This is a genomic window from Actinocorallia libanotica, assembly GCF_039525175.1.
GTDB lineage: Bacteria > Actinomycetota > Actinomycetes > Streptosporangiales > Streptosporangiaceae > Actinocorallia > Actinocorallia libanotica.
Genome location: NZ_BAAAHH010000069.1, coordinates 1 through 20623, shown reverse-complemented (window position 1 = coordinate 20623; position 20623 = coordinate 1). Strand labels below are relative to the sequence as shown.

At 70.9% G+C, this 20623-nt stretch carries 20 protein-coding genes; 9 read left to right on the top strand and 11 right to left on the bottom strand.

Translation table 11 applies throughout. The features are described 5' to 3' along the window. Positions 1-74: 74 nt before the first annotated feature. On the bottom strand, positions 75-686 hold the full coding sequence (locus ABD140_RS38385) for a hypothetical protein (RefSeq protein ID WP_344247703.1): 612 nt from the start codon (positions 684-686) through the stop codon (positions 75-77). Positions 687-949: 263 nt separating this feature from the next. Between ABD140_RS38385 and ABD140_RS38380 the strand changes: the two genes are divergently transcribed. Together ABD140_RS38380 and ABD140_RS38375 are read left to right on the top strand one after the other, a co-directional pair. After that, the gene (locus ABD140_RS38380) at positions 950-1564 is read left to right on the top strand and encodes a class I SAM-dependent methyltransferase (RefSeq protein WP_344247701.1); all 615 of its coding nucleotides are present in this window, start codon (positions 950-952) and stop codon (positions 1562-1564) included. Positions 1565-1792: 228 nt separating this feature from the next. Continuing rightward, positions 1793-2656 carry an NmrA family NAD(P)-binding protein gene (locus tag ABD140_RS38375; protein WP_344247699.1) on the top strand — a complete coding sequence of 288 codons (864 nt, stop codon included), beginning with the start codon at positions 1793-1795 and terminating at the stop codon, positions 2654-2656. A gap of 4 nt (positions 2657-2660) precedes the next feature. Here the strand turns inward: ABD140_RS38375 and ABD140_RS38370 are convergent, their stop codons facing one another. The 3 genes from ABD140_RS38370 to ABD140_RS38360 form a co-directional block, all read right to left on the bottom strand. Beyond that, positions 2661-3047 carry a winged helix-turn-helix transcriptional regulator gene (locus ABD140_RS38370; RefSeq protein WP_344247697.1) on the bottom strand — a complete coding sequence of 129 codons (387 nt, stop codon included), beginning with the start codon at positions 3045-3047 and terminating at the stop codon, positions 2661-2663. A gap of 380 nt (positions 3048-3427) precedes the next feature. Beyond that, positions 3428-4072 carry a DNA alkylation repair protein gene (locus tag ABD140_RS38365; protein WP_344247705.1) on the bottom strand — a complete coding sequence of 215 codons (645 nt, stop codon included), beginning with the start codon at positions 4070-4072 and terminating at the stop codon, positions 3428-3430. Between the two features lie 160 nt (positions 4073-4232). Then, positions 4233-4469, bottom strand: a complete 237-nt coding sequence (locus ABD140_RS38360) for a hypothetical protein (protein WP_344247695.1) — start codon at positions 4467-4469, stop codon at positions 4233-4235. 209 nt (positions 4470-4678) lie between these two features. On the opposite strand from ABD140_RS38360, the gene ABD140_RS38355 reads away from it, so the two are divergent. The 4 genes from ABD140_RS38355 to ABD140_RS38340 all read left to right on the top strand — a co-directional run bounded on the left by ABD140_RS38355 (position 4679) and on the right by ABD140_RS38340 (position 6604). Continuing rightward, a complete protein-coding gene (locus ABD140_RS38355) occupies positions 4679-5107 on the top strand; it encodes a hypothetical protein (RefSeq protein WP_344247693.1) in 429 nt (142 codons plus the stop codon). After that, entirely contained in the window at positions 5101-5334 is a 234-nt protein-coding gene (locus ABD140_RS38350) for a helix-turn-helix transcriptional regulator (protein ID WP_344247691.1), read from the top strand. Before ABD140_RS38355 ends, ABD140_RS38350 begins: the two co-directional genes overlap by 7 nt. 69 nt (positions 5335-5403) lie before the next feature. Then, the gene (locus tag ABD140_RS38345) at positions 5404-5820 is read left to right on the top strand and encodes a DUF6326 family protein (RefSeq protein WP_344247689.1); all 417 of its coding nucleotides are present in this window, start codon (positions 5404-5406) and stop codon (positions 5818-5820) included. A 34-nt stretch (positions 5821-5854) separates the two neighbouring features. Further along, positions 5855-6604, top strand: a complete 750-nt coding sequence (locus ABD140_RS38340) for a DUF4386 domain-containing protein (protein ID WP_344247687.1) — start codon at positions 5855-5857, stop codon at positions 6602-6604. Positions 6605-6758: 154 nt separating this feature from the next. Here the strand turns inward: ABD140_RS38340 and ABD140_RS38335 are convergent, their stop codons facing one another. Next, entirely contained in the window at positions 6759-8801 is a 2043-nt protein-coding gene (locus ABD140_RS38335) for an NACHT domain-containing protein (RefSeq protein WP_344247685.1), read from the bottom strand. Positions 8802-9029: 228 nt separating this feature from the next. Here ABD140_RS38335 and ABD140_RS38330 point away from each other — a divergent pair, with 228 nt between their 5' ends. Beyond that, complete coding sequence (locus ABD140_RS38330; protein ID WP_344247683.1) at positions 9030-10166, top strand: DUF3089 domain-containing protein; 1137 nt, start codon at positions 9030-9032, stop codon at positions 10164-10166. Here ABD140_RS38330 and ABD140_RS38325 read toward each other — a convergent pair. Both ABD140_RS38325 and ABD140_RS38320 read right to left on the bottom strand, forming a co-directional pair. Further along, positions 10154-11587, bottom strand: coding sequence for an MFS transporter (locus ABD140_RS38325; protein ID WP_344247681.1), 1434 nt, complete (start codon positions 11585-11587; stop codon positions 10154-10156). The genes ABD140_RS38330 and ABD140_RS38325 overlap by 13 nt on opposite strands. A 19-nt stretch (positions 11588-11606) precedes the next feature. Then, positions 11607-12203, bottom strand: coding sequence for an NADPH-dependent FMN reductase (locus tag ABD140_RS38320; protein ID WP_344247679.1), 597 nt, complete (start codon positions 12201-12203; stop codon positions 11607-11609). A gap of 118 nt (positions 12204-12321) precedes the next feature. Here ABD140_RS38320 and ABD140_RS38315 point away from each other — a divergent pair, with 118 nt between their 5' ends. Both ABD140_RS38315 and ABD140_RS38310 read left to right on the top strand, forming a co-directional pair. Further along, positions 12322-15519 (top strand): AfsR/SARP family transcriptional regulator, encoded by a 3198-nt coding sequence (locus tag ABD140_RS38315; RefSeq protein WP_344247677.1) that lies wholly within the window; start codon positions 12322-12324, stop codon positions 15517-15519. 149 nt (positions 15520-15668) lie between these two features. Further along, the gene (locus ABD140_RS38310) at positions 15669-16514 is read left to right on the top strand and encodes a hypothetical protein (protein WP_344247675.1); all 846 of its coding nucleotides are present in this window, start codon (positions 15669-15671) and stop codon (positions 16512-16514) included. A gap of 5 nt (positions 16515-16519) precedes the next feature. Here ABD140_RS38310 and ABD140_RS38305 read toward each other — a convergent pair whose 3' ends face one another. The 4 genes from ABD140_RS38305 to ABD140_RS38290 all read right to left on the bottom strand — a co-directional run. Beyond that, positions 16520-17098, bottom strand: a complete 579-nt coding sequence (locus ABD140_RS38305; RefSeq protein ID WP_344247673.1) for a hypothetical protein — start codon at positions 17096-17098, stop codon at positions 16520-16522. A 107-nt stretch (positions 17099-17205) separates the two neighbouring features. Then, positions 17206-18639 (bottom strand): rhamnulokinase, encoded by a 1434-nt coding sequence (locus tag ABD140_RS38300; protein ID WP_344247671.1) that lies wholly within the window; start codon positions 18637-18639, stop codon positions 17206-17208. After that, on the bottom strand, positions 18636-19229 hold the full coding sequence (locus tag ABD140_RS38295) for a LutC/YkgG family protein (RefSeq protein WP_344247669.1): 594 nt from the start codon (positions 19227-19229) through the stop codon (positions 18636-18638). The genes ABD140_RS38300 and ABD140_RS38295 overlap by 4 nt, the downstream gene beginning before the upstream one ends. Further along, positions 19226-20623 (bottom strand): lactate utilization protein B (locus tag ABD140_RS38290; RefSeq protein ID WP_344247667.1); only part of this gene is annotated, 1398 nt, incomplete at its 5' end. The genes ABD140_RS38290 and ABD140_RS38295, both read right to left, overlap by 4 nt.

Here is a 20623-nt window from a genome sequence, read left to right as displayed (position 1 = left end):
CGGCCACCTCGTCAAAGCCATCGCCGTCCTGCAGAACCACCGAACCGCTCAAGCCGCCCGAGGATGAAAGAGGCTCAGTGGTCCTTCGGGCGACTGCTGAGTTGATCGGCGACCTCACGGTATCGAGCGTGGAAGGCGGAGGCCATGTGTCCTGCCCGGGATTCGGTGAGGGTGTGGTTGAGCTGCTCGGCCAGTGCCATCGTCGACCATACGGGGCGGCCGGTGTTGAGTGCGGCGAGTCCGGTTTCGGCGGCTTGGTCGAGGTCTCCTGTTCCTGCTTGGGCCAGGCCGAGGACGAGCAAGGATCGCGCGTAGCCGGACGGGTTGCTGCCGCCTTGCCGGAGGCTTTCGTTCACGTAGCAGGTTTGGATGACGCGTCGAGTTGCTGCCGCGGCTTCCCGGTGCTGGCCGGAGAGGAGGAGAGAGGTCGCGGTGTAGGGCGGGTCTTCGGCGAGGTTGATGGAGTACACGCCGGTCGTCGGGGCGTTGGCCGGGAGCGCTTTGAGCGCGGTGATGGCGTGTCGTCTGGCTTCGGTTGCGGTCTTGGTGTCTCCGTCCAGCGCGGTGGCTCGCATTTGATGGGCGGCGAGCCGGGCGTGCGCCACGGTACCCAGGGGTGCTTTCTGCAGGCCTTTGGCGGCGAGGGCCGCGGATTGGCGGGGGAGACGCTGGTAGCGGGCGATCATCGCCCGGGTGAGGTAGGCCCATCCGGCGAGCTCAGATGTCGGGCCTGCTCGCTGTGGCGTTCGGCGTCCGAGCACCACAGCCGCGCTGAGGCGTGCTCTCCCAGGTCGTGGGCGGCGACCGCCAAGAGCCCGGACAACCAGCCGCAGGTGAGGATCAAGTCGGTCTTGCGTGGTGTCGGCGCCTGCCCGTGCTTGTCCTCCGTCGTTCCTCCAATATTCTTTGGAATAGTGTAGAAGATGAAGCGCCGATGGAGAGGGCATCGATGAGCCAGGACCCGCAGCACCACTGGGAAGACGTCTACGCCCACCGCGACCCCGCCGAAGTGTCCTGGTACCAGGCCGACCCCGCCCCATCCCTCGCCCTCATCACCAGCGCCGTCAACGGAGACCTGGCCGCGCCGATCATCGATGTAGGCGGCGGTGCGAGTATCCTCTCCTCCCGCCTGGCCGCCGCAGGCCACACCGACGTCACAGTCCTGGACGTCTCCCGAACGGCCCTGGCCGCCTCCCGCGCCCAGGACCCCACCGGCACCGTCCAACAAGTGCACCACGACCTGCTCACCTGGAAGCCTCAGCGCCGCTACCGCCTCTGGCACGACCGCGCGGTCTTCCACTTCCTCACCGGCCCCGCCGACCGCGACGCCTACCGTGCCGTCCTCGACCAGGCCCTTGCCCCCGGCGGCACCGTCGTGCTCGCCACCTTCGCCCTCGACGGCCCCACCCACTGCTCCGGCCTGGAGGTCGCCCGCTACGATGCCGCCGGTCTGGCCGCCGAGCTCGGCGACCGCTACACCCTCACCGCCCACGGCCGCCACGACCACCACACCCCCTGGAACACCGTCCAGCACTTCACCTGGATCACCGCCACCCGCACCTGAAACGGCCTCTTCCGCCCTTCCTCGAGGAGTCGTCGGTACGGTTCGGAATCGCGAGGCAGACCAGGGGCGCCTGCACTCGGGTTCCTGAGCGTGACGTGCGTCATGCGCGGTGTTCCGGCTGGGCGTAGAGCTGCAGGGTTACCGCGGTGTGCGCAGGAGACGGGGAAGTGCGTTCTTTCGGTGCGGGGCCGCCGCAGGCGAGGCTCGGGGGCGACGAAGGAGGATTCCATGATCTTGGTTACGGGTGTCTCCGGCGCGCTGGGCGGGCTCGTGTATCGGGGGCTCGCCGCGTCCGGTGAGGTGAAGGTGCTCGCGGGGAGCAGTTCAGGTGCGGCCGACCGGCGGTTGGACTTCGATGAGCCCGAAACGCTCGCGGAGGCGTTCGCCGGGGTGGACGTGCTCGTGTTCGTCTCGGCCGGGTACGCCGAGGACGACGTGGTGTTCGCGCGGCATGGGGCGGTGGTCGACGCCGCGGCACGGGCGGGGGTGCGGCACGTCGTCTACACGAGTCTCGTCGGGTCGGCCGACCGGCTGAGCATCGCGCTTCCGCACCGATGGACCGAGCGGCGGCTGGCCGAGGCGCCGTTCGGGGTGACGGTCCTGCGCAACGGGTTGTACGCCGAGCTGGCCGTCGAATGGGCGACGGGCTCGGCCGCGGCCGCGACGGGCGAGTTCACGGCGGCGCTTGGGACCGGGCGCGTCTTCCTCGCGGCCCGCGAGGACCTTGCCGAAGCCGCCGTCCGGGTGGCCGCCGAAGCCTCGGCGGACCTGGCCGCGGGCGTTCCGGTGCGGCACGCGAACCGCGTTTATGAGCTGGACGGGCCTGAGCCGATCGGTGGCGCGGACATCGCGGAACTGCTCGCCGAAGCGACGGGCCGACCCTTCGCCTACCGGTCCCAGAGCACGGCCGAGCTGCGCGCGTTCCTCGCCGGCACGCCACTGCTGCCGTACCAGGTGGGTCACACGGTCTCAATGTTCAACACGATCCGGTCCGGGCTGCTGGAGCCGTCCTCGCCCGGGGACCTCGCCGCGCTGCTGGGGCGCGAGCCCCGTTCGGCCCGGTCGCTCGTGGCCGCCGCGCTCGCGGGCTGACGGGTCAGCCGGGAAAGGGCAGGGCTTCGCGCGTTCCGGCGGTGTCGAAGGCGGCGCGGGAGTCGGCGATGGCGTCCTTGTGGGTGCGCGACCAGGCCGCGAGGCTCTGGATCGCGACGGCGAGGCTCTGCCCCATCTCGGTCAGCCGGTACTCGACCTGCGGCGGCACGGTGTCATAGACGGTGCGCCGGACCAGGCCGTCGCGGACGAGGCGGCGAGTCGTCACCGTCAGCATCCGCTGGGAGATACCGGTGACGGCCCGCTGCAGCTCGCCGAACCGGCGCGGTTTCTGCGCCAGGGTCACGATGACCAGCACCGACCAGCGGTCGCCCAGTCGGTCCAGTACGTCCCTGATCCCGCAGTCCTCGTGACCGCACGCCTCGATCGTCATGGCGGGATCAACGCCGCGCCGCCCGCCGTTGTTTCCGCCGGCCCGCGCCGGCGACGCGACCCGGGCGGATGCCGGGACGGGCATGCCATGCCCGACCTTCACAAGTGATCAAGTCTCTCGGCCAACCGGGCAGTTCACCCTGACGTTCTTGGACGGTCGCCACGCCGGGGCCGGAGCTCTCTCGCCGGGGTCCGGGGGCGTGGCCCGCAATGAGCACGGCCTCGAGCGGAACGAGGGACCACGCTGTTGAAGACGGGAGAACCTGGGCGCCGGGGGAGCACGAGAGAAACGAAAAGAGCCGGGGCCCGCAGGCCTCGGCTCTTCGCCGTCCTCCGCCCGTGCCCTGTGCGTCCAGGCCGCTCTGATCTCCCTGTTCGTCTTTATCGCTCGTGCTGGCGGCGCACCATCTCGGCGATCCAGACGGGCGCGAACGGAGAGGTGCAGTTCGGGGGAGTCGGGTAGTCCTTGAGTACTTCCAGGCGCTCGCCGATGTCGATCGCGCGGGCGCGGTGCTCGGCGTGGTGGATCCCGATCTGAGCCAGACAGTTGTTCATCGCCCACTGCAGGCGGTCCGGGGCGTCCTTCATCTCCGCCTCGATGATGTCGAGCAGCCCTGTGAGGTCGAGGCTCTCGGGCTTCTTCACCACCCGCTCGGCGGTCAGGGCCCAGCTGGCACTCGCGACCACCGGGTCTGGATCCGTGCACCAGGCGAGGCGCAGCTCTTCGGAGTACGGGTTCTTCTTCACCACGTAGTTCACGAGCCAGTCGTGCACCTTGGGGACGTGCGTTTCGCGCAGCATGGTGTCCAGTTCGGCGCGCTCGAACGCCTTCGGACGGCAGATCAGGATCGCCAGGAGTCTTGCCGCAGTGTCATTCGTTTTCCAGAGCTCGCGTGCGAGATCCTGCTGTGTTTTGAGCTGCTTCGCAAGCGTGCGTAGTTTGCCGAGGTTCACACCGTGATCGTCACCGTGCTTCTCGTTCACCTTGCGTATCTTCGGGTCTTCGAGCGCGGCCAACTCGGCCATGACCTGCGCCACCGTCGTCTCGGTCACTTCAGTCCCCTGTCCGTCGCGCACGAAATCTAACCACGTCTGGCGGCGACCGGTATGCCTTGGCGGCTCCGGAACCGGGTCAAAGCTCCCACTCCAACGAGGGCGAAGCGTCCGAGGAGTCGTCGGAGGGCCATCAGGATCCGATGGCGCCACGGCCATCCCACCCGACCACGATGCCGCGACGATCATCGCCGTCGAGCAGGCAGCGCCCGAACCGATGCCCGAAGCTCTCAAACGCGTCGCCACCCACCGTCCGCCCGTGTATGGACCTGCCCTGGCGCACGTCGTCGGGGCAGGTCCATTGTTCTTCGGCCGAAGGCGCCTGCGGCGATTTTCTTGGAATCGCGAAGACATCGAGATCGGTGGTCATACCGCCGTCCGCCGGTGTCGCTCGTCCGGACACGGCGGACTGATGGTCGAGGGCGGTGCGGAGGCCTCCGCACGGTGGCCGCCTCCATGCTCCCGCGCACCCGGATCCCGTGGGCCGATGTCCGCGAACAGGAATGTCAAATTTTCTAGACATGGAGTTAAACATCGCTTACCTTGGTGATGTCAAAGATTCCTTACATGGAGGCCGGTGTGACCCATGAGGAGAAGCGCGCGTGGATCATGCTGGTCGTCAGCGCGGTCGCGTACGCGACGTATGTGATCATCGTGGTGGGCCGGGCCGAGGGACGTCCGCTGGTCGACGTGCCCTACGCGGCGGCTCTGCTGTGGACGGTCGGCGGGGCGATCGCGGCTTCGATCGCCGCCGAGATCGGAATCGGCGTGGTGACCCCTCGGGCTTCGCGGGCCAAGGACGTGCGGGACCGGGAGATCGGGCGGCTCGGCGAGCACGTCGGCCAGTCCTTCGTGATCGTGGGAGCCGTCGCGGCGATGCTGATGGCGATGGCCGGATGGGACCGGTTCTGGATCGCCAACGCGATCTATCTGTGTTTCGTGCTGTCGGCGGTCCTCGGATCGATCGCCAAGGTCGTCATGTACCGCAGGGGCCTGCCGCAATGGTGAAACCGACCCGTGTCACGAACTCGATCCGCGCGCTGCGCTTCGCCTGCGGCGAGATGACCCAGGCCCAGCTCGCCGAGCACATCGGCGTGACCCGCCAGACCGTCATCGCCATCGAGCAGGGGCGCTACTCGCCGTCGCTGGAGATGGCCTTCCGGATCGCCCGGGTCTTCGGCGTTCCGCTCGACGAGGTGTTCCAGTACCCCGAACCACCGGACGAGCCGACCTGACGGCGCGGTGCGGCACCGCGATCCGAAGCGCACGGCACCAGAGAGAAACGGACGGACGACATGAAGGACATGAGAGCGCGACTGTCCACACTGTGGATCTTCGCGATGCTCAACTACCTCTACTGCGACATCGTGGGCCTGATGGACTCCGGGCAGTTGCGGCAGTTTCTTGCCGGGCGGGTGGGCGGCATGGACATCGGCCAGGAGTTCCTGCTGGGCGCCTCGGTGCTGATGGAGTTGCCGATCGCCATGATCGTGCTGTCCAGACTGCTGAAGCACCGGGCGAACCGCCTGGCCAACATCGTTGTGGGCTCGGTCATGACCGTCGTCCAGACCGCGACGCTGTTCACCGGTTCTCCGGCCGCGTACTACGTCTTCTTCAGCGTCATCGAGATCGCCTGCACGGTGCTGATCGTCCGGTGCGCCTGGACCTGGCGCGTCGAAACGATCGCTCCCGCCGCGCGGCCGGCCCCGACCGCGGGCTGACCGTGTCCGAAACGACCGGCCTTTGGAGACGGACATGACGACCACCGAATCGAGACCGCCGCTCCGCGGAGCGGCAGTGGCAGCAGGCCTCGGACTGCTGGGTATGACCGCGCTCGCGTTCTGGAGCTTCTCGACCTTCGGCGACCTGGTCGTGGCCGGAGACGCCACGAGGACTGCGCGGAACATCGCCGATCACGAACTGAGCTTCCGGGCGCTCATAGGCGGTTTCCTCATCGTTGCGGTACTCGACGTGCTCGTGGCCGTAGCCCTCCGCACACTGCTGGCACCGGCCGGCAGGAGCGTCGCGACGTTCTGCGCGTGGCTCAGGGTGACCTATGCAGCCGTCTTCGCGGCGGTACTGGGCAACCTCCTGATCGCGGTACGCCTCCTGACGGACGGCGCCTCGCAAAGCGCGTTCACCTCTCGGCAGTTGGAGGCTCAGGTACTGACGGCGGTGAACGCTTTCCAGGACGGCTGGGACGCCGCCCTGGTGATCTTCGGTCTTCACCTGATCGTCCTCGGCCATCTGGTCTTCGTGTCGCGTTTCATCCCGAGGACGCTCGGCATCCTGTTGATGATCGCCGGCGTCGGCTACGCCGTCGACGGCGCGGGCACGATCCTCTTCGCGGGCTACGATGCCGACATCGCGAGGTTCACCTTCGTCGGCGAGGCGCTCCTCATGGGGTGGCTGCTGTGGAGAGGGCCCCACCTGACCGCACCGAGGACCCACGAATCCATCCGGACCGCTTCCCCCGAAGCCGCCCAGACCGGCTCATCCACCTGAACGACATCACCCGGCGAGCATCCTCGCTCCGCTCTACCGACTCCCGGGCGCTCAGGGCCGACATCGCGGGTGCTCGGCGTGGCCGACGAGGAACATCGCACCCGCCGACCTCGACGAGGCCATCGCGGTAGATCTTCTCGGTCTGGTTCGGCCTTCAGCGGTCGCCTGCAGGAGGCCGCACCGCGGCGAAGTACTCCTGGAACATCGCATGGCGGAACTGGTAGATCGGGCCGACCTGCCGGAGGAGACCCAGCCGGTGGAAGTCTTCGAGGAAGCTCAAGGTTCTGAGCGGGGCTTTCGACTCCGCACGGAGCATGATGACCGTCAGGTAGTACACCCAGCCCGCGCTCATGCTCGCGGTGGCGCCGACGACGGCTCCTGCGGCCAGACCGCCGCCGAACCCTCCCGAGGCGCCGGCGATCGATCCGAAGGCGAGCGCGTAGGCCGTCCGGAGCCAGAAGTCGTGGATCAGGATTTTCGCTCCGGTCCGGGGCTGCTGATCGCTCGCAGGCTTCGTCGCCCAACTGAAAAGGACGGTCACGGCCCAGATCAAGATGATCGTGAGAACGATGCCGGTCGGTGTGGCGTTCTCGTGGACGATCAGGGCGACTCCGACCCCCATCGCGACGGCGAGGAGAGAGAGCGGTGAGAAGACCGTCCTCCTCAGCGCGCTGCCTTTGTGTCGAAACCGGAGATCGACCTGCTGCGGCGCTGGTCGGAGGAAGTTGAACGCAAGAAGCACGCCGGTGGACAGGGTGAGCAGCAGGCCGAAGAGCAGGCCGCCGGGGAACCCGGGGATCGAGGCCGAGCGGACGGCGAGGAATCCGCACAGCATCCCGCCCAGGAACAGGATGTTCCAGGAGCGTCCGCGGCGGTCAACGGCGTTGTGGAGCCGCCACCACGCAAGGTCACGGCTGCTTTCCGCCTCGAGCCTGCCGGCGAAAAAGGCCAGCCAACGGCGGGCGTCGGAGGCGTTCCAGGACCGGCGGGGGCGGAACGGATGGTCCGCGTCGGGGCGCCGGGACGGCCGATTGGCCTTGAGGAGCGACGGGACGAGCTGGTCCAGCAGAGCCTGGACCACGTCGTCCGGCGACGTGGCGAGATCGGCGAGGACGAGCTCACGACGGGAGGTGATGTAGACCTCGCGAAGCAGCCACAGGCGCAGCGGTGTCGTGAGAGCGCGCCCGAGGGCCGTTCGGGGCCCGTTGCGCAGATCGGAGAGGAGGGCCGGCCATTCACCGGGGGAGTCGGGGGAGAGGCACCGTTCCAGGTAGTCCGCGGCCGCCGGGCCCTGCACCGCCTCGGGCTCGATGACCGCGCTACGGCTCAGGACGCCCCCGGCCACCGCCTTCTGGAACTCCTTCGTCCTCGATGTCAGGATCAACGGGTCATCGGCGGTCAGCGCCGCGTTGATCGCCTTGATCACTTTCGGCCGGACGGGTTCGGGCAGCTCGTCGAAGCCGTCGAGGACCGGCAGGATCCTTCTGGTGCGGACCAGGCGGAGCGCGGCCTCCTCCCCGTACTCGGCGGCGGCCAGGAAAAGGTAGTCGCGGCCGAGCCGGCGGGCGAGCCAATCGGAGTAGGACAGGACCTCCGGGTCCCAGTCGGCCAAAGTGAACAGCACGGGGATGGGCTCGTCCTCGGTGCGGGTGAGGAGCAGTTCGCGCAGCAGCATGACCGCGAGCGTCGTCTTTCCCAGTTCGGGATTTCCAAGGATCACGAGCCGACGGCTGGGCAGGGCCCGGAAGCGCTGTGCGAGCTCGGCCACCGTCTCGGTGTCGCCGCCGATGAGCACCCGTCCGGACCTGCCCCGGACGTTCCGCGCATGATCCATGACCGGCAGCCGGGTCGTGCGCCAGTGCACGGCCACCGGCGCTGGAACGTCCAACCCGCGAACACCGATCTCGTCACGCCACTGCGCCAGCACGGTTTCGGCGAGCTGTCGTCCGGCGGCATCGACCTGCTCGATCGCAAGGACGCCCTGTGGTCTCTTCCGCCACCACCAGACGACGACCCCGGCCAGCATGGCGGCCATGGCGGCCACCGCGGCGATGACACTCGCCCAGTTATCGGCCTTGCCGATGCCGCCATCACCTCGTGCGACATGGAAGAGCCACCCGATCCCGCCCGCCACTCCGAGCAGCACCACTCCCACGAACCCGGACTCCAGCCGCCGCTGCCCCCTACGCGTGATCATGCAGTGAATGGTGGCGTGACAAGCGCCGTATATCTTCCGGAATCGTGCAATGACCCTATGCGGCCATGCACGGCCTGGACGAGAGCGGCGACCTCCGGTTCGAAACGCGCTGACGCGATGTGGCCGGACCTTCGAGATCCGAGGCCTCTTGCACGTGTGCCGTTCTCGGGTCGAAGGTGGGCACGTCATGCGAGGCGTACGAGGAGAAAAGTAGAAATGGGACAAGGGGTGTCGCGTCGCGTCCTGGCCGCGCTGGCCGCGGCCGCGGTGGGCGCGGCCCTGCTGACCGCAGGCGGAGCGGCGGCGGACGACGGGGTGCGCTGGCTGTGCAGGCCGGGCCTGGCCGACGATCCCTGCCGGGGCGGACTCGCCACGACCGACGTCGCGAACGGCGGCACGGTGGCCGGAGCACCGGCCGGAGACAAGAAGATCGACTGCTTCTACGTCTATCCGACGGTCTCCCAGGAGCTCACTCCGAACGCGAGCCTGAAGACCACCCCGCAGCTCGTCGGGATCGCCGAGCACCAGGCCGCGCGCTTCTCCGACGTCTGCGACGTGTACGCCCCGGTCTACCGCCAGCGCACCCTCACGGCACTGCTCGCGGGCGGCCTCTACAGCGACGCCCAGCGCGCCGCGTTCACGCGGATCGCCTACTCCGACGTCCTCCAGGCCTGGAAGACGTACCTGTCCGTCCACAACAAGGGCAGGGGAGTCGTCCTCATCGGCCACTCGCAGGGCACGGGCATGCTGCGGCGCCTGATGCGCGAGGAGGTCGACCCCGATCCTTCGGCGCGCGCCAAGCTCGTCTCGGCGATCCTGCTCGGCGGCAACGTCGTCGTCCGCAAGGGAAGTGACAGAGGCGGCGACTTCCAGAACATCCCGCTCTGCCGCGCTGAGAACCAGACGGGCTGCGTCCTTGCCTGGGCGGCCTTCGGAAAGACGCCCCCGGACAACGCGCGCTTCGGCAGGGCGCCGGAGTCGTCCACCGACGGTTCGCCCGCCGGGCCGGACTACGAGGCCGCCTGCACCAACCCGACGTCGCTGGGCGTCGACCGCCCCGGCACCGCGAGCACGGTCCTGCGGTCCGAGCCGCTCGTCGGCCTCCTGGGCATCGCCGCCAAGATCACCTATGGGGGCGCGCCGCCCTCGGCCGCCACCCCCTGGCTGATCCCCGCCGACCGCTACACCGTCCAGTGCGTGCACGCCAACGGCGCACACGTCCTCCAGGTCACCCCGCAGGGAGACGCCCGGACACTGCGCGCCTCCCCCACACCCGACTGGGGCCTCCACCTCCTGGACGTCAACATCGCCTTGGGCGATCTGATCCGCATCGTGGCAGCCGAAACAGCCGCCTACACCTCCTGACGCGACGGACCAGGCGCCGGCTCGGCGGTCCGCGCGGGTGCGGGCCGCCGGGGGAAGGCGAGGGCCGCGAGGATGCCCGGCAGGGTCAGGGCCGCGGAAAGGAGGACGGCGGCGCGTAGCCCGTCGGCGGTGGCCACGCGCAGCGCCTCACCCGTCAGGCCTTCCAGGCCCGAGCCCGCGACCCCGACGAGCACGGCCAGTCCCGCGCCCACTCCCAGCTGCATGGCGGTGTTGGCCATGCCGCCGGCGATGCCCTGCTCCCGCGCGGCCACGCCGGTGCCGGCGGCCGCGAACTGGGTGGGGTAGATGGTGCCCATGCCGAGGCCGTAGACCGCGATCCCGGCGAGAACGGTGAGGTACGAGCCGCCGGCCCCCATTCCCGCGGCGAGCAGGGCGCTTCCGGCCGCTCCGAGCACCAGCGCGACGACCAGGGTGGCGCGGACGCCGACGCGGATCATCAGCCGTTCGGCGGCGAAGTTGGCCAGCGCGATCACCGCGGACAGGCTGAGGAAGGCGAGCCCCGCGCGCAGCGCCGAATAGCCCAGCACGTCCTGGAAGTACAGGGTGAGGAAGTAGACGACGTTCTGCATGGTGGCGCCGAAGACGAAGATCACCATCAGGGCGGAGGCCAGGTTGCGGTTGCGCAGCAGCCGCAGCGGCATCAGCGGGTTCCGGCTGCGCGCCTCGACGCCGAGGAAGGCGGCGAGCAGCGCGAGCGACGACGCGAGAGCGGTGATGGTCGTGGACGTCCAGCCCGCCTCGGGGATCTCGGCGATCGCGTACACCAGGAGCGTCGCGCCCGCCGTGCCGGTCAGCACGCCGGGCAGGTCGTAACCCTGGCCGCGCTCCACCGGCCCGTCCGCGTCCAGCAGGACGAACGCCGCCGCCGCGGCGGCGATCACCAGCGGCACGTTCACCAGGAACACCGCCTGCCAGCCGAACCCGTGCGTCAGCACGCCGCCGAGCAGCGCGCCGAGACTCAGCCCCCCGGCACCGGCCATCGCCCACACGGACAGCGCCCGGACGCGTTCGCGTCCTTCGGCGAACAGGGTGTTGACCAGGGACAGCGTCGCCGGGAACACCATCGCGGCGCCCACCCCCTGGAGCGCACGCGCGGTGATCAGCGCGCCGGGCGTGGCCGCCAGCCCGCCGAGCAGGGACGCGCCGCCGAACAGCAGCATGCCCAGCACGAACATGCGGCGGCGGCCCAGCAGGTCGGCCGACCGGCCGCCGAGGAGCAGGAAGCCGCCGAAGAAGACGGCGTAGGCGCTGACGACCCATTGCGCGGAGTGGCCGGAGAAGCCGACCTCGCGCACGATGTCGGGCAGCGCGACGTACACGATGGTGAAGTCGAGCGAGGTGATGAGGCAGGAGAAGGCCAGGAGGGCCAGGCTCCAGCCCTTCGATCTCACGGTGGTCATCGGGATCTCCTTCGGAGGGTCACAGGTCGTAGGGGCGTGCGGTGCGGGCGTCGCGGAGGGCGCGGGCCCACCAGGCGAGCTGGTCGAGCAGGCCCTCGGCGGCCGCGTCGCAGCCCGCCGCGTCGACGGGCCGGCCCGCGTCGTCGAACTTGTTCCGGCAGGAGTGGAAGCTGACGGTGTCGCGGACGGTCACGGCATGCAGCTCGGAAAAGACCAGACGCAGCTGCTCGACCGCTCGCAGACCACCCGACACCCCGCCGTACGAGACGAAGCCCACGGGCTTGGCCCGCCATTCGTCCACGAACCAGTCGACGGCGGTCTTGAGCGGGGCCGGGAAGCTGTGGTTGTACTCGGGCGTGACGACCACGAACGCATCGGCTGCCGCCAGACGCGGGGCAAGGGCCCGCACCGGACCGGGAACGTCGTGCCCCTCGTCGACGAGCGCGTCGGGCAGCCCGGCCTCGCCCAGGTCGATGACGTCGAGGGCCATGTCGGTGCGCCGGCCCGCCAGCCCGGCGAACCACCGGGCGACCGTGGGGCCGAAGCGGCCCTTGCGGGTGCTGCCGACGATCAGCGCTGTGCCGAGCGGGCCGGAGCGGGGCTCCGCGGGTGTCATGAGTGCTCCTTCCATGTCGCGGTGTTGCGGTCCGACTCTGCGGCCCCGCGCTTACCGCTCCCTTTCCGGCCGCTTACCGGCACCGATCAGGGGTTTTCGGCCGGGTTATCGTGATCACATGCGATTCGGAGTGCTGGGTCCGCTCGAGGTGCGGACCGCGGACGGCGCCCCGGTCGTGATCCGGCGGCCGACGGTCCGGGCGCTCCTGGCCCGCCTCCTCGCCCAGGAGGGACGGCCTCTGTCGGCGGACCGGCTGATCGACGACCTGTGGGGGGCCGGGCCGCCCCGCGACCCCGCGGGCGCGCTCCAGGTCAAGGTGTCCCAGCTGCGCCGCGCCCTGGAGGACGCCGAGCCCGGCGGCCGGGAGCTGCTGGTACTCCAGCCGTCCGGATACGCGCTGCGCGTGGAGCCCGGCGCGCTCGACGCGGGCCGGTTCGCCTCGTTGCTGAGGCGTGCCGGGAGCACGGACGACCTGCGGGCCAAGGCCGAGCTGCTGACCGACGCGCTGGCGTTGTGGCGGGGACCCGCTTACGCCGACTTCGCCGACGCGGAGTTCACCCGAGCCGTGATCGCACGCCTGGAGGAACAGCGGCTCACCGCGACGGAGGACCTCGCCGAAACAAGGCTCGCTCTCGGCGAGCACGGCCCGCTGGCCGACGAGCTGGGCGGCCTGCTGGTCCGCCACCCGCTGCGGGAGCGGCTGCGCGCCGCGCACATGCGCGCCCTCTACCGGTCCGGACGCCAGAGCGAGGCGCTGGAGAGCTTCGCCAGGCTGCGTGACCGGCTGCGCGAGGAGATGGGCCTGGATCCCGGTCCCGAGCTGGCCGCCCTCCACGAGGCGGTCCTGCGCCAGGACCCCGCCCTGGGTCCGGAGCCCGCCCGGTGCCGTACGAACCTGCCCGCACCGGCCACCGAGCTGATCGGCAGGGCGGAAGCGATCGCTGAGGTGTGCGCGCTGCTGTCCTCCTCCCGGCTGGTCACGCTCACCGGGCCGGGCGGCGTGGGCAAGACCCGGCTGGCCCTGGAGGCGGCGTCCCGGCTGCTCGGCACCGTCCCGGACGGCGTGTGGCTCGTCGAACTGGCGGGTCTCGACCGGCCGGAGGCGGTGGTGGACGAGGTGGCCGCCGTGCTCGGCGTCCGCGACGACCCCGGGCCCTTCCCCGCCTGGGAGGCCGGACGGCCGGCCGACCGGATCACCCGCGCGCTGCGCGGGAGGCGGCTGCTGCTCGTGCTCGACAACTGCGAGCACGTCATCGCGCCCGCGGCCGAACTGGTCCACCGGCTGCTGGCGGCCGCCCCCGAGGCGCGGATCCTGGCGACCAGCAGGGAGACGCTCGGGGTCGGCGGAGAGGCGGTCTGGGCGGTGCCGCCGCTGGAACTCCCGTACGCGGCGACGGAGACGGGTCCCGCGACCCTGCAGAAGTTCAGCGCCGTACGGCTGTTCGCGGCACGCGCGGCCGCCGCGGCACCGGGTTTCTCCCTCACCGCGGACAACGCCCGGGCCGTCGCGTCGATCTGCCGCCGCCTGGACGGCATACCGCTGGCACTGGAACTGGCGGCCAACCGGGTGCGGGCGCTCGGCGACCGGGAGCTGGCCGCACGGCTCGACGACCGGTTCCGGCTGCTGTCGGCGGGCCGCCGGGACGTCCCGCAGCGGCAGCGGACGCTGCGAGCCGTGATCGACTGGAGCTGGGAGCTGCTGACCGCCGCCGAGCGCACCGTGCTGCGCCGCCTGGCCGTGCACGCCGACGGCTGCTCCCTGGAGGCCGCCGAGGCGGTCTGCGCCGGAGACGGCGTGTCCGTCGAGGACGTCGCCGACCTGCTGGCCCGCCTGGTCGACCGCTCCATGGTCGTCGTGGCCGGCGACGCGCGAGGCACCCGCTACCGGCTGCTGGAATCCGTGGCCGCCTACTGCGGCGAGCGGCTGCGGGAGGCGGACGAGTCCGCACGCGTCCTGGCCCGCCACGACCGCTATTACGTGGAGTTCGCCGAACGGGCCGGACAGCGGCTGCGCGGGCCTGAACAGCGGCGATGGCTGGAGCGTCTGGACCAGGAGCACGCCAACCTGCGCGCCGCCCTTGAGGGCGCGGTGCGGCGCGGCCGACCGGACCTCGCGCTGCGGCTGGCCGACGCCATGGCCTGGTACTGGTTCCTGCGCGGCCGCCTGGGTGAGGGCCGCCGGCTCCTGGGCGCGGCGCTGGACCTCGACGGTCCGGCGGATCCCGCACTGCGGGCGGCGGTCGGAGCGTGGCGGACGGGCATGGAGCTGCTGGGACGCCACGGCGCCGACCGCGCGGACCAGGCCGTCGCGGCGCTCTCGCCGTACGAGGACCTCGACGATCCGTACGGGAGGGCCAGGGCCGCATGGTTTCTCGGCGAGATCCTGCTGGGCGGCGGCGCCTCCACCACGGGAGCGGAACTGGCGGCGCAGGCCCTCGAAGCCTTCCGCCGCCTCGAAGACGACTGGGGCACGGCCGCCGCGCTGACCACCACGGCCCACTACGCCCTCCTCCGTGGGGACCTCTCCTCGTGCGCCCGCCACGCCGAACAGGGTGCGGAGCTCTTCGACGCCCTGGGAGACCGCTGGGGACGGCTGCGAGCCACCGACCTCCTCGCCAGGATGGCCGAGATCAGAGGCGACGACCGGGAGGCGTCCGACCTGCTCCAGCGGGGTTTGCACATGGCCGAAGAGCTCGGATCGCGGATGCAGGCCTCCTACATGCTGTCCGGGCTCGGCAGGCTCGCCCTGCTGAACGGCGACCACGCCGAGGCCCGCCGCCTCCACGAACGGGCACTGCGCCGGGCCGCCGAACAGGGCTACCGTCCCGGCGAGGTCTACGCGGAGATCGGCCTGGCGCTGGTCGCCCGCCGCGAAGGCAGGCTGGACGACGCCGAAAGGCTGTCCCGCGACGCGCTCGACTGGCAGCGGCGGGTGGGCTTCGAACCCGGTGTCGCGCTGTCCCTGTCCGAGCTCGGTTTCGTCGCCGAGCAGCGCGGCGACGCGCGGACGGCCCACGACCTGCACGCCCGGGGACTGGCCGCCGCCCGCCGTGTCGGCGACCCCCGGGCCGTGGCCTTCGCGCTGGAGGGCCTGGCCGGAGCCCGAGCCCTGGCGGGCGACCACGCGCACGCCGCCCGGCTCCTGGGCGCGGCGGCCGCGGCCAGGGAATCGGCGGGAGCGGCCCTGTCCCGCCTGGCCCGCCACGACGTGGACCGCATCACCGCCGCGATCCGCACCAACCTCGACGAGCGAACGCTACAAGCCGAACTCCACCGAGGCCGCACCACCGCCCCCCACCCCCACGCGGGCATGTGAGCCTCCGCCGAGAACATCCCCATTCCCTAGGTCCGCTCCGCGGCAAGCTCCGCGGCGGCCGCGGGTGGCCGGTAGCGGAAATCATCGCGTACAGCACATCTGCTGCCGATGCAGCAGATCTGCTGTACTTTGGCGGTATGGAGAAACTCATGGGGCCGCTTCACGAGCTGGACAAGCAGGTCCGCGAGGAGCAGGAGACGCTGGACGTGCTCATCGAGCAGGTGCGGCCGGTGGCCGAGGCCGTGCTGGTCGACTACCAGGAGAACGTGGTTCGCGGTCGGGCCGTCTATGAGATCGTCAAGAAGGGTGTGGTCCATCCTTGGCGGCGCATCGGCCTTCTGGAAGAACACGCCGCCTCGGAGGTGCGGGAGGACTGCGTCGTCGTGGCCGACGGACATGATCCTGCTCCCGTGTTCCAGTACCTCCTTTCCGGGGCCTACAGCTTCCTCGGGGATCTGCGCAGGCGGCAGGAGGCGGTGCGGGAGCTGGAGCCGGTCGCCGCCATGGCGCTGGCGCTCCAGCTCGGCCACGGGATGGAATGGGCCAGCGAGGAGACCCTCCTGCAGGCGGCCGGCCGCCTGCTCAAAGACGCCGCCGTCCTACCCCGCAACTTCTTCCCGAACGTCACGCGCCGGTTGTGGGGGGAGTACACCTGGATGCTGGAGGGCGACCCGCGCCAGCCGCGCTTCAGCTACGTCCCATCCCCCCGGTTGAGCTCCTGGAGCGAGGTCGCCCAGGCCTATCTGGACGCGAGGCCCGAGATCGCCCGGGCCATCGGCGAGCAGCACGTCGACGTCGGCCAGAGCGCGCTGGCCGGACCCGAGGCGGCGCGGCGCGCCGGGGTGGCCTGGTCGACGTGGAGGGCCTACGCCTCCGCCGGCACGGCGCCCGCCGCGGACCTGATCGGCCCCGCCCGATGGTGGCCGCTGACCGTGGACGCCTGGCGGATCGCCACCGGCCGCCTGGTGGTCGGCCGCCCCGACCCCGCCGGATGACCCCTTCAGGCGCGGGTGAAGACCCGGCCGACGGAGACGGTGTAACCCCTGTGCTTGTAGGACGAGAAGAACTTGAGGGTCTTGCCGGAGCAGCTGAAGGAGGATTTCACCGGGACGAAGGACTCCGGCGTGCCGGCGCGCAGGTTCTTGGCCAGCTTCCATTTGCTCAGCTTCTGATGCTCCGGCCACATCTGGGTGTTGGCGCCGGTGGCGCCGCCGGTCGCGGTCTTGGGCTTCAGGACGACGGAACCCTTCTTGGAGCCCCGCACCGTCGCCTTGACGTTGAGCTTCCCGGCGTACTTCACCTGGCTCCTGAAGCTGGGATCGCCGAGGTCGTATCCGATGAGCTCTTCCTTCGCGGCCTTGCGGAAATCGTAGGCGAGCGACGTGCGGCCGACCGTCAGCCGCACCCCCTTCAACCCGCTCCCGTGGGTCTCCGCGCCCACTCCCTGGATGAGCATGGTGTAGGAGGTGCTCTTCCACTTGCCGAGTACGCAGGCCTTCGCGGCCTCGGCGGGCGAGGCCGCCACGATCGACGTGGACACGAGCGCTCCGGCCAGGACGGCTCTCGACACGACAGGCATGTCACCACTTCCGTTGGGGGAGTACAACGTAGCCCCGGGAGACCCGCGAGAGCACGGCCTGCCCGAGGCCGGGACAGGACATGCGGGATCCGTCCGAGTTCGAGTGATCAGTGGCTGCCGGCGAGCTCCAGGCGGGCGGCGGCCTCCAGCCACGGGGTTTCCGGGGTGGAGGGGTGGTAGTGCGCGAGGGGCTGGGTTTCGGCGATGAGGGAGCGCAGGGCCGGCAGGTCGGGAAGGAGGCCGAGGGCGCGGGCCTGTATGCCGATGTTGCCCAGAGCGGTGGCTTCGGCCGGGCCGGCGATGACGGGCAGGCCGGTGGCGTCGGCGGTGAGCTGGCACAGCAGGGTGTTGCGGGAGCCGCCGCCGACGAGGTGGATGGTGTCGATGCGGTGGCCGGAGAGTTCGGCGGCCTCGCGTAGTACCGCGCGGTGGGCGAGGGCGAGGCTGTCCATGATGCAGCGGACGGTCTCGGCTCGGGTGCCGGGCGCGGGCTGGCCGGTTCGTGAGCAGTAGGCCGTGATGCGGGAGGGCATGTCGCCGGGGGGCATGAAGGACGGGTCGTTGGGATCGATGACGCTGCGGAGGCCGGGCGCTTCGGCGGCGGCGGCCAGGAGCGCGGGCAGCTCGGAGGCGGGCATGTTCCAGGTGCGCATGGACTCCGAGACGAGCCACATGCCCATGACGTTGCGGAGGTACCGGACCGTTCCGTCCACACCCGCCTCGTTGGTGAAGTTCGCCGTCCGGCTCTCCTCGGTGAGGATCGGTGCGGGAAGCTCCACTCCGGCCAGGGACCAGGTGCCGCAGGAAATGTAGGCGAAGTTTCCGTTGGTCGCGGGGACCGCCGCGACGGCCGAGGCGGTGTCGTGGGAGGCGACCGCGGTCAGCGGCACACCGGGCAGCCCGGTGGACGGTCCGAGGAGGCCAGATGGCGTGCCCGGCTGACGCAAGGGCGGCAGGATCTCGGCGGGAAGGCCCAGCGCGCCGATCACCTCGGCCGACCACGTGCCGGTCCGCGCGTCGTACAGGCCGGTGGTGGAGGCGTTGGTGGCTTCCGCGCCGCGCTCTCCCGTCAGCCAGTAGGCGAGCAGGTCCGGGATGAGCAGCAGGGTCTCCGCACGGTCCAGGAGACGCTCGGCGGCGAGCTGGTAGAGGGTGTTGAACGGCAGGAACTGCAGACCGTTCACCGCGTACAGGCGTTCGGGGGAGATCTTGGCGTGCACGTCGTCGATGACGGCTTCGGTGCGGTCGTCGCGGTAGTGGACGGGGTCGCCCAGGAGCGTGCCGGAGGCGTCCAGGAGGCCGTAGTCGACGGCCCAGCTGTCGATGCCGACGGACGCCAGACCGGGACCGGCCGCGCGCAGCCCCTCCAGCACGTCCTGGTACAGGGACAGGACGTTCCAGTGGAGGGTTCCGGCGGCCTCGACGGGCCGGTTGGGGAAGCGGTGGACCTCGGTGAGGTCGAGCAGTCCGTCGCCGACCCGGGCGGTGATGACGCGTCCGCTGGTCGCGCCCAGGTCGATGGCGGCGATGCGCGCGGTCATAGGAGGAACACCTCCAGGGTGCGGGGGCCGTGGACGCCTTCCACGCGGGACAGTTCGATGTCGCTGGTCGCGGAGGGGCCCGAGATGAAGGTGAGGGGACGGGTGATGTCCAGCCGTCCGATCCCGTCGGGGACGTCGGCGGCGATCTGGTCGGCCCGCACGACGACGAGATGGTGGTCGGGCACGAGGGTGAGTGCGCGCCGTCCCTGCGCGGGGCCGTGGTCCAGCACGATGGTGCCGGTCTCGGCGATGCCGACGGCGCAGCCGGTGATGGTGCCGCAGACCTGCTCCAGGTCGGCGTCCGCGCCGGTGCGCCGGGACGGCTCGATCGCGCCGACCCAGGCGTCCGGGACGCCCTCGGGCACGACGTAGGGGCCGGGACGCAGCGCGGCGGCGAGGGCCGCGGGCAGGTCGGCTTCGGTCACCCGGTGCACGACCGCGCGGTAGTGCGCGGCCCGCTCGGCGAACAGGTCCACGAGACCACTGGTGTGGTGGTGTTCGAGGTAGCCCCGGTGCAGCAGGCGGTACTCGGCTTCCGGGTCGCCCTCAGGCCTGCCGAGCCGGCCGAGGATGACGTCGCGCGCGCTCATGAGGCGCCTCCGGAGCCCTCGCCGCGGGTGCGTTTCCACCATGCGCGGAACGACTCCGCGGGCAGGGCGGGCAGGTCGCGGGTGTCGGCCCACGCGCGCGGGAACCGCAGGCGCGGGGCGAGGAAGCGGGCTTTGCTCGCGACGGTCTGGCCGAGCGCGAGCCGGGCGGGGGAGCGCAGCCCCCAGGCGGCGGCGTTCATGACGGTCTTCTCCGGGAGCTTCTTGGCGGCTTTGGCCCGCAGGTGCACCAGCACCTCGGGGATGTCGATGGCGACCGGGCACACCTCGTAGCAGGCGCCGCACAGCGACGACGCGAAGGGCAGCGAGGCGTCGACCTTGGAGCCGATGCCCCGGATCTGCGGCGAGAGGATCGCGCCGATCGGGCCGGGGTAGGGGGAGCCGTAGGCGTGGCCGCCCGCTCGCGCGTAGACGGGGCAGACGTTGAGGCAGGCCGAGCAGCGGATGCAGCGCAGCGCCTGGCGGCCCACCTCCTCGTCGCGGATGTCGGTGCGCCCGTTGTCGAGGAGGACCAGGTGGAAGTCCTGCGGTCCGTCGCCGGGCGTCACCCCCGTCCACGCCGACGTGTAGGGGTTCATCCGCTCGGCCGTGGAGGAGCGGGGCAGGAGCTGGAGGAACACCTCCAGGTCCCGGGCGGTCGGCAGGAGCTTCTCGATGCCCATGACGGTGATGAGGGTCTCCGGCAGGGTCAGGCACATGCGCCCGTTGCCTTCGGACTCGACCACCAGGACGGTGCCGGTCTCGGCGATCGCGAAGTTGGCGCCCGAGACGGCGACCTTCGCCGTCAGGAACTTCGCGCGCAGATGGCGGCGGGCGGCCTCGGCGAGGTCGGCGGGCTCATCCGTGAGGTGCTCGGGCGCCGACGGCATCCGGTGGGCGAACAGGTCGCGGATCTCCGCCCGGTTCTTGTGGATGGCCGGGACGAGGATGTGCGAGGGCCGGTCGTCGGCGAGCTGCACGATCAGCTCGGCGAGGTCGGTCTCCAGCGCGGTGATCCCGCGCTCGGCGAGGGCTTCGTTGAGCCCGATCTCCTGGGTGGCCATCGACTTGACCTTGACGACCTCGGTCTCGCCGGTCTCCTCGACCAGGCGGGCCACGATCGCGTTGGCCTCGTCGGCGTCGCGCGCCCAGTGCACCACGCCTCCGGCCGCGGTGACCTTCTCCTCCAGCATGCGGAGGTAGTGGCCGAGGTGCTCCAGGGTGTGGTCCTTGATGCGGCGGCCGGCGTCGCGCAGCTCCGCCCAGTCGTCCAGCTCGGCGACCGCCGCCGCGCGCCGCTCGCGGATGGTGCCGGTGGCGTGGGCGAGGTTGCTGCGCAGCCGGGTGTCCGCGACGGCCTCGCGGGCGGCTTCGGGGAAGGAGGGCATGCCGACATA

Bases quoted from the DNA above. Each gene is read 5' to 3' on its own strand.
- ABD140_RS38385 (WP_344247703.1), bottom strand. From the start codon at position 686: ATGATCGCCCGCTACCAGCGTCTCCCCCGCCAATCCGCGGCCCTCGCC.
- ABD140_RS38380 (WP_344247701.1), top strand. From the start codon at position 950: ATGAGCCAGGACCCGCAGCACCACTGGGAAGACGTCTACGCCCACCGC.
- ABD140_RS38375 (WP_344247699.1), top strand. From the start codon at position 1,793: ATGATCTTGGTTACGGGTGTCTCCGGCGCGCTGGGCGGGCTCGTGTAT.
- ABD140_RS38370 (WP_344247697.1), bottom strand. From the start codon at position 3,047: ATGACGATCGAGGCGTGCGGTCACGAGGACTGCGGGATCAGGGACGTA.
- ABD140_RS38365 (WP_344247705.1), bottom strand. From the start codon at position 4,072: ATGGCCGAGTTGGCCGCGCTCGAAGACCCGAAGATACGCAAGGTGAAC.
- ABD140_RS38360 (WP_344247695.1), bottom strand. From the start codon at position 4,469: ATGACCACCGATCTCGATGTCTTCGCGATTCCAAGAAAATCGCCGCAG.
- ABD140_RS38350 (WP_344247691.1), top strand. From the start codon at position 5,101: ATGGTGAAACCGACCCGTGTCACGAACTCGATCCGCGCGCTGCGCTTC.
- ABD140_RS38345 (WP_344247689.1), top strand. From the start codon at position 5,404: ATGAGAGCGCGACTGTCCACACTGTGGATCTTCGCGATGCTCAACTAC.
- ABD140_RS38340 (WP_344247687.1), top strand. From the start codon at position 5,855: ATGACGACCACCGAATCGAGACCGCCGCTCCGCGGAGCGGCAGTGGCA.
- ABD140_RS38335 (WP_344247685.1), bottom strand. From the start codon at position 8,801: ATGATCACGCGTAGGGGGCAGCGGCGGCTGGAGTCCGGGTTCGTGGGA.
- ABD140_RS38325 (WP_344247681.1), bottom strand. From the start codon at position 11,587: ATGACCACCGTGAGATCGAAGGGCTGGAGCCTGGCCCTCCTGGCCTTC.
- ABD140_RS38320 (WP_344247679.1), bottom strand. From the start codon at position 12,203: ATGACACCCGCGGAGCCCCGCTCCGGCCCGCTCGGCACAGCGCTGATC.
- ABD140_RS38315 (WP_344247677.1), top strand. From the start codon at position 12,322: ATGCGATTCGGAGTGCTGGGTCCGCTCGAGGTGCGGACCGCGGACGGC.
- ABD140_RS38310 (WP_344247675.1), top strand. From the start codon at position 15,669: ATGGGGCCGCTTCACGAGCTGGACAAGCAGGTCCGCGAGGAGCAGGAG.
- ABD140_RS38305 (WP_344247673.1), bottom strand. From the start codon at position 17,098: ATGCCTGTCGTGTCGAGAGCCGTCCTGGCCGGAGCGCTCGTGTCCACG.
- ABD140_RS38300 (WP_344247671.1), bottom strand. From the start codon at position 18,639: ATGACCGCGCGCATCGCCGCCATCGACCTGGGCGCGACCAGCGGACGC.
- ABD140_RS38295 (WP_344247669.1), bottom strand. From the start codon at position 19,229: ATGAGCGCGCGCGACGTCATCCTCGGCCGGCTCGGCAGGCCTGAGGGC.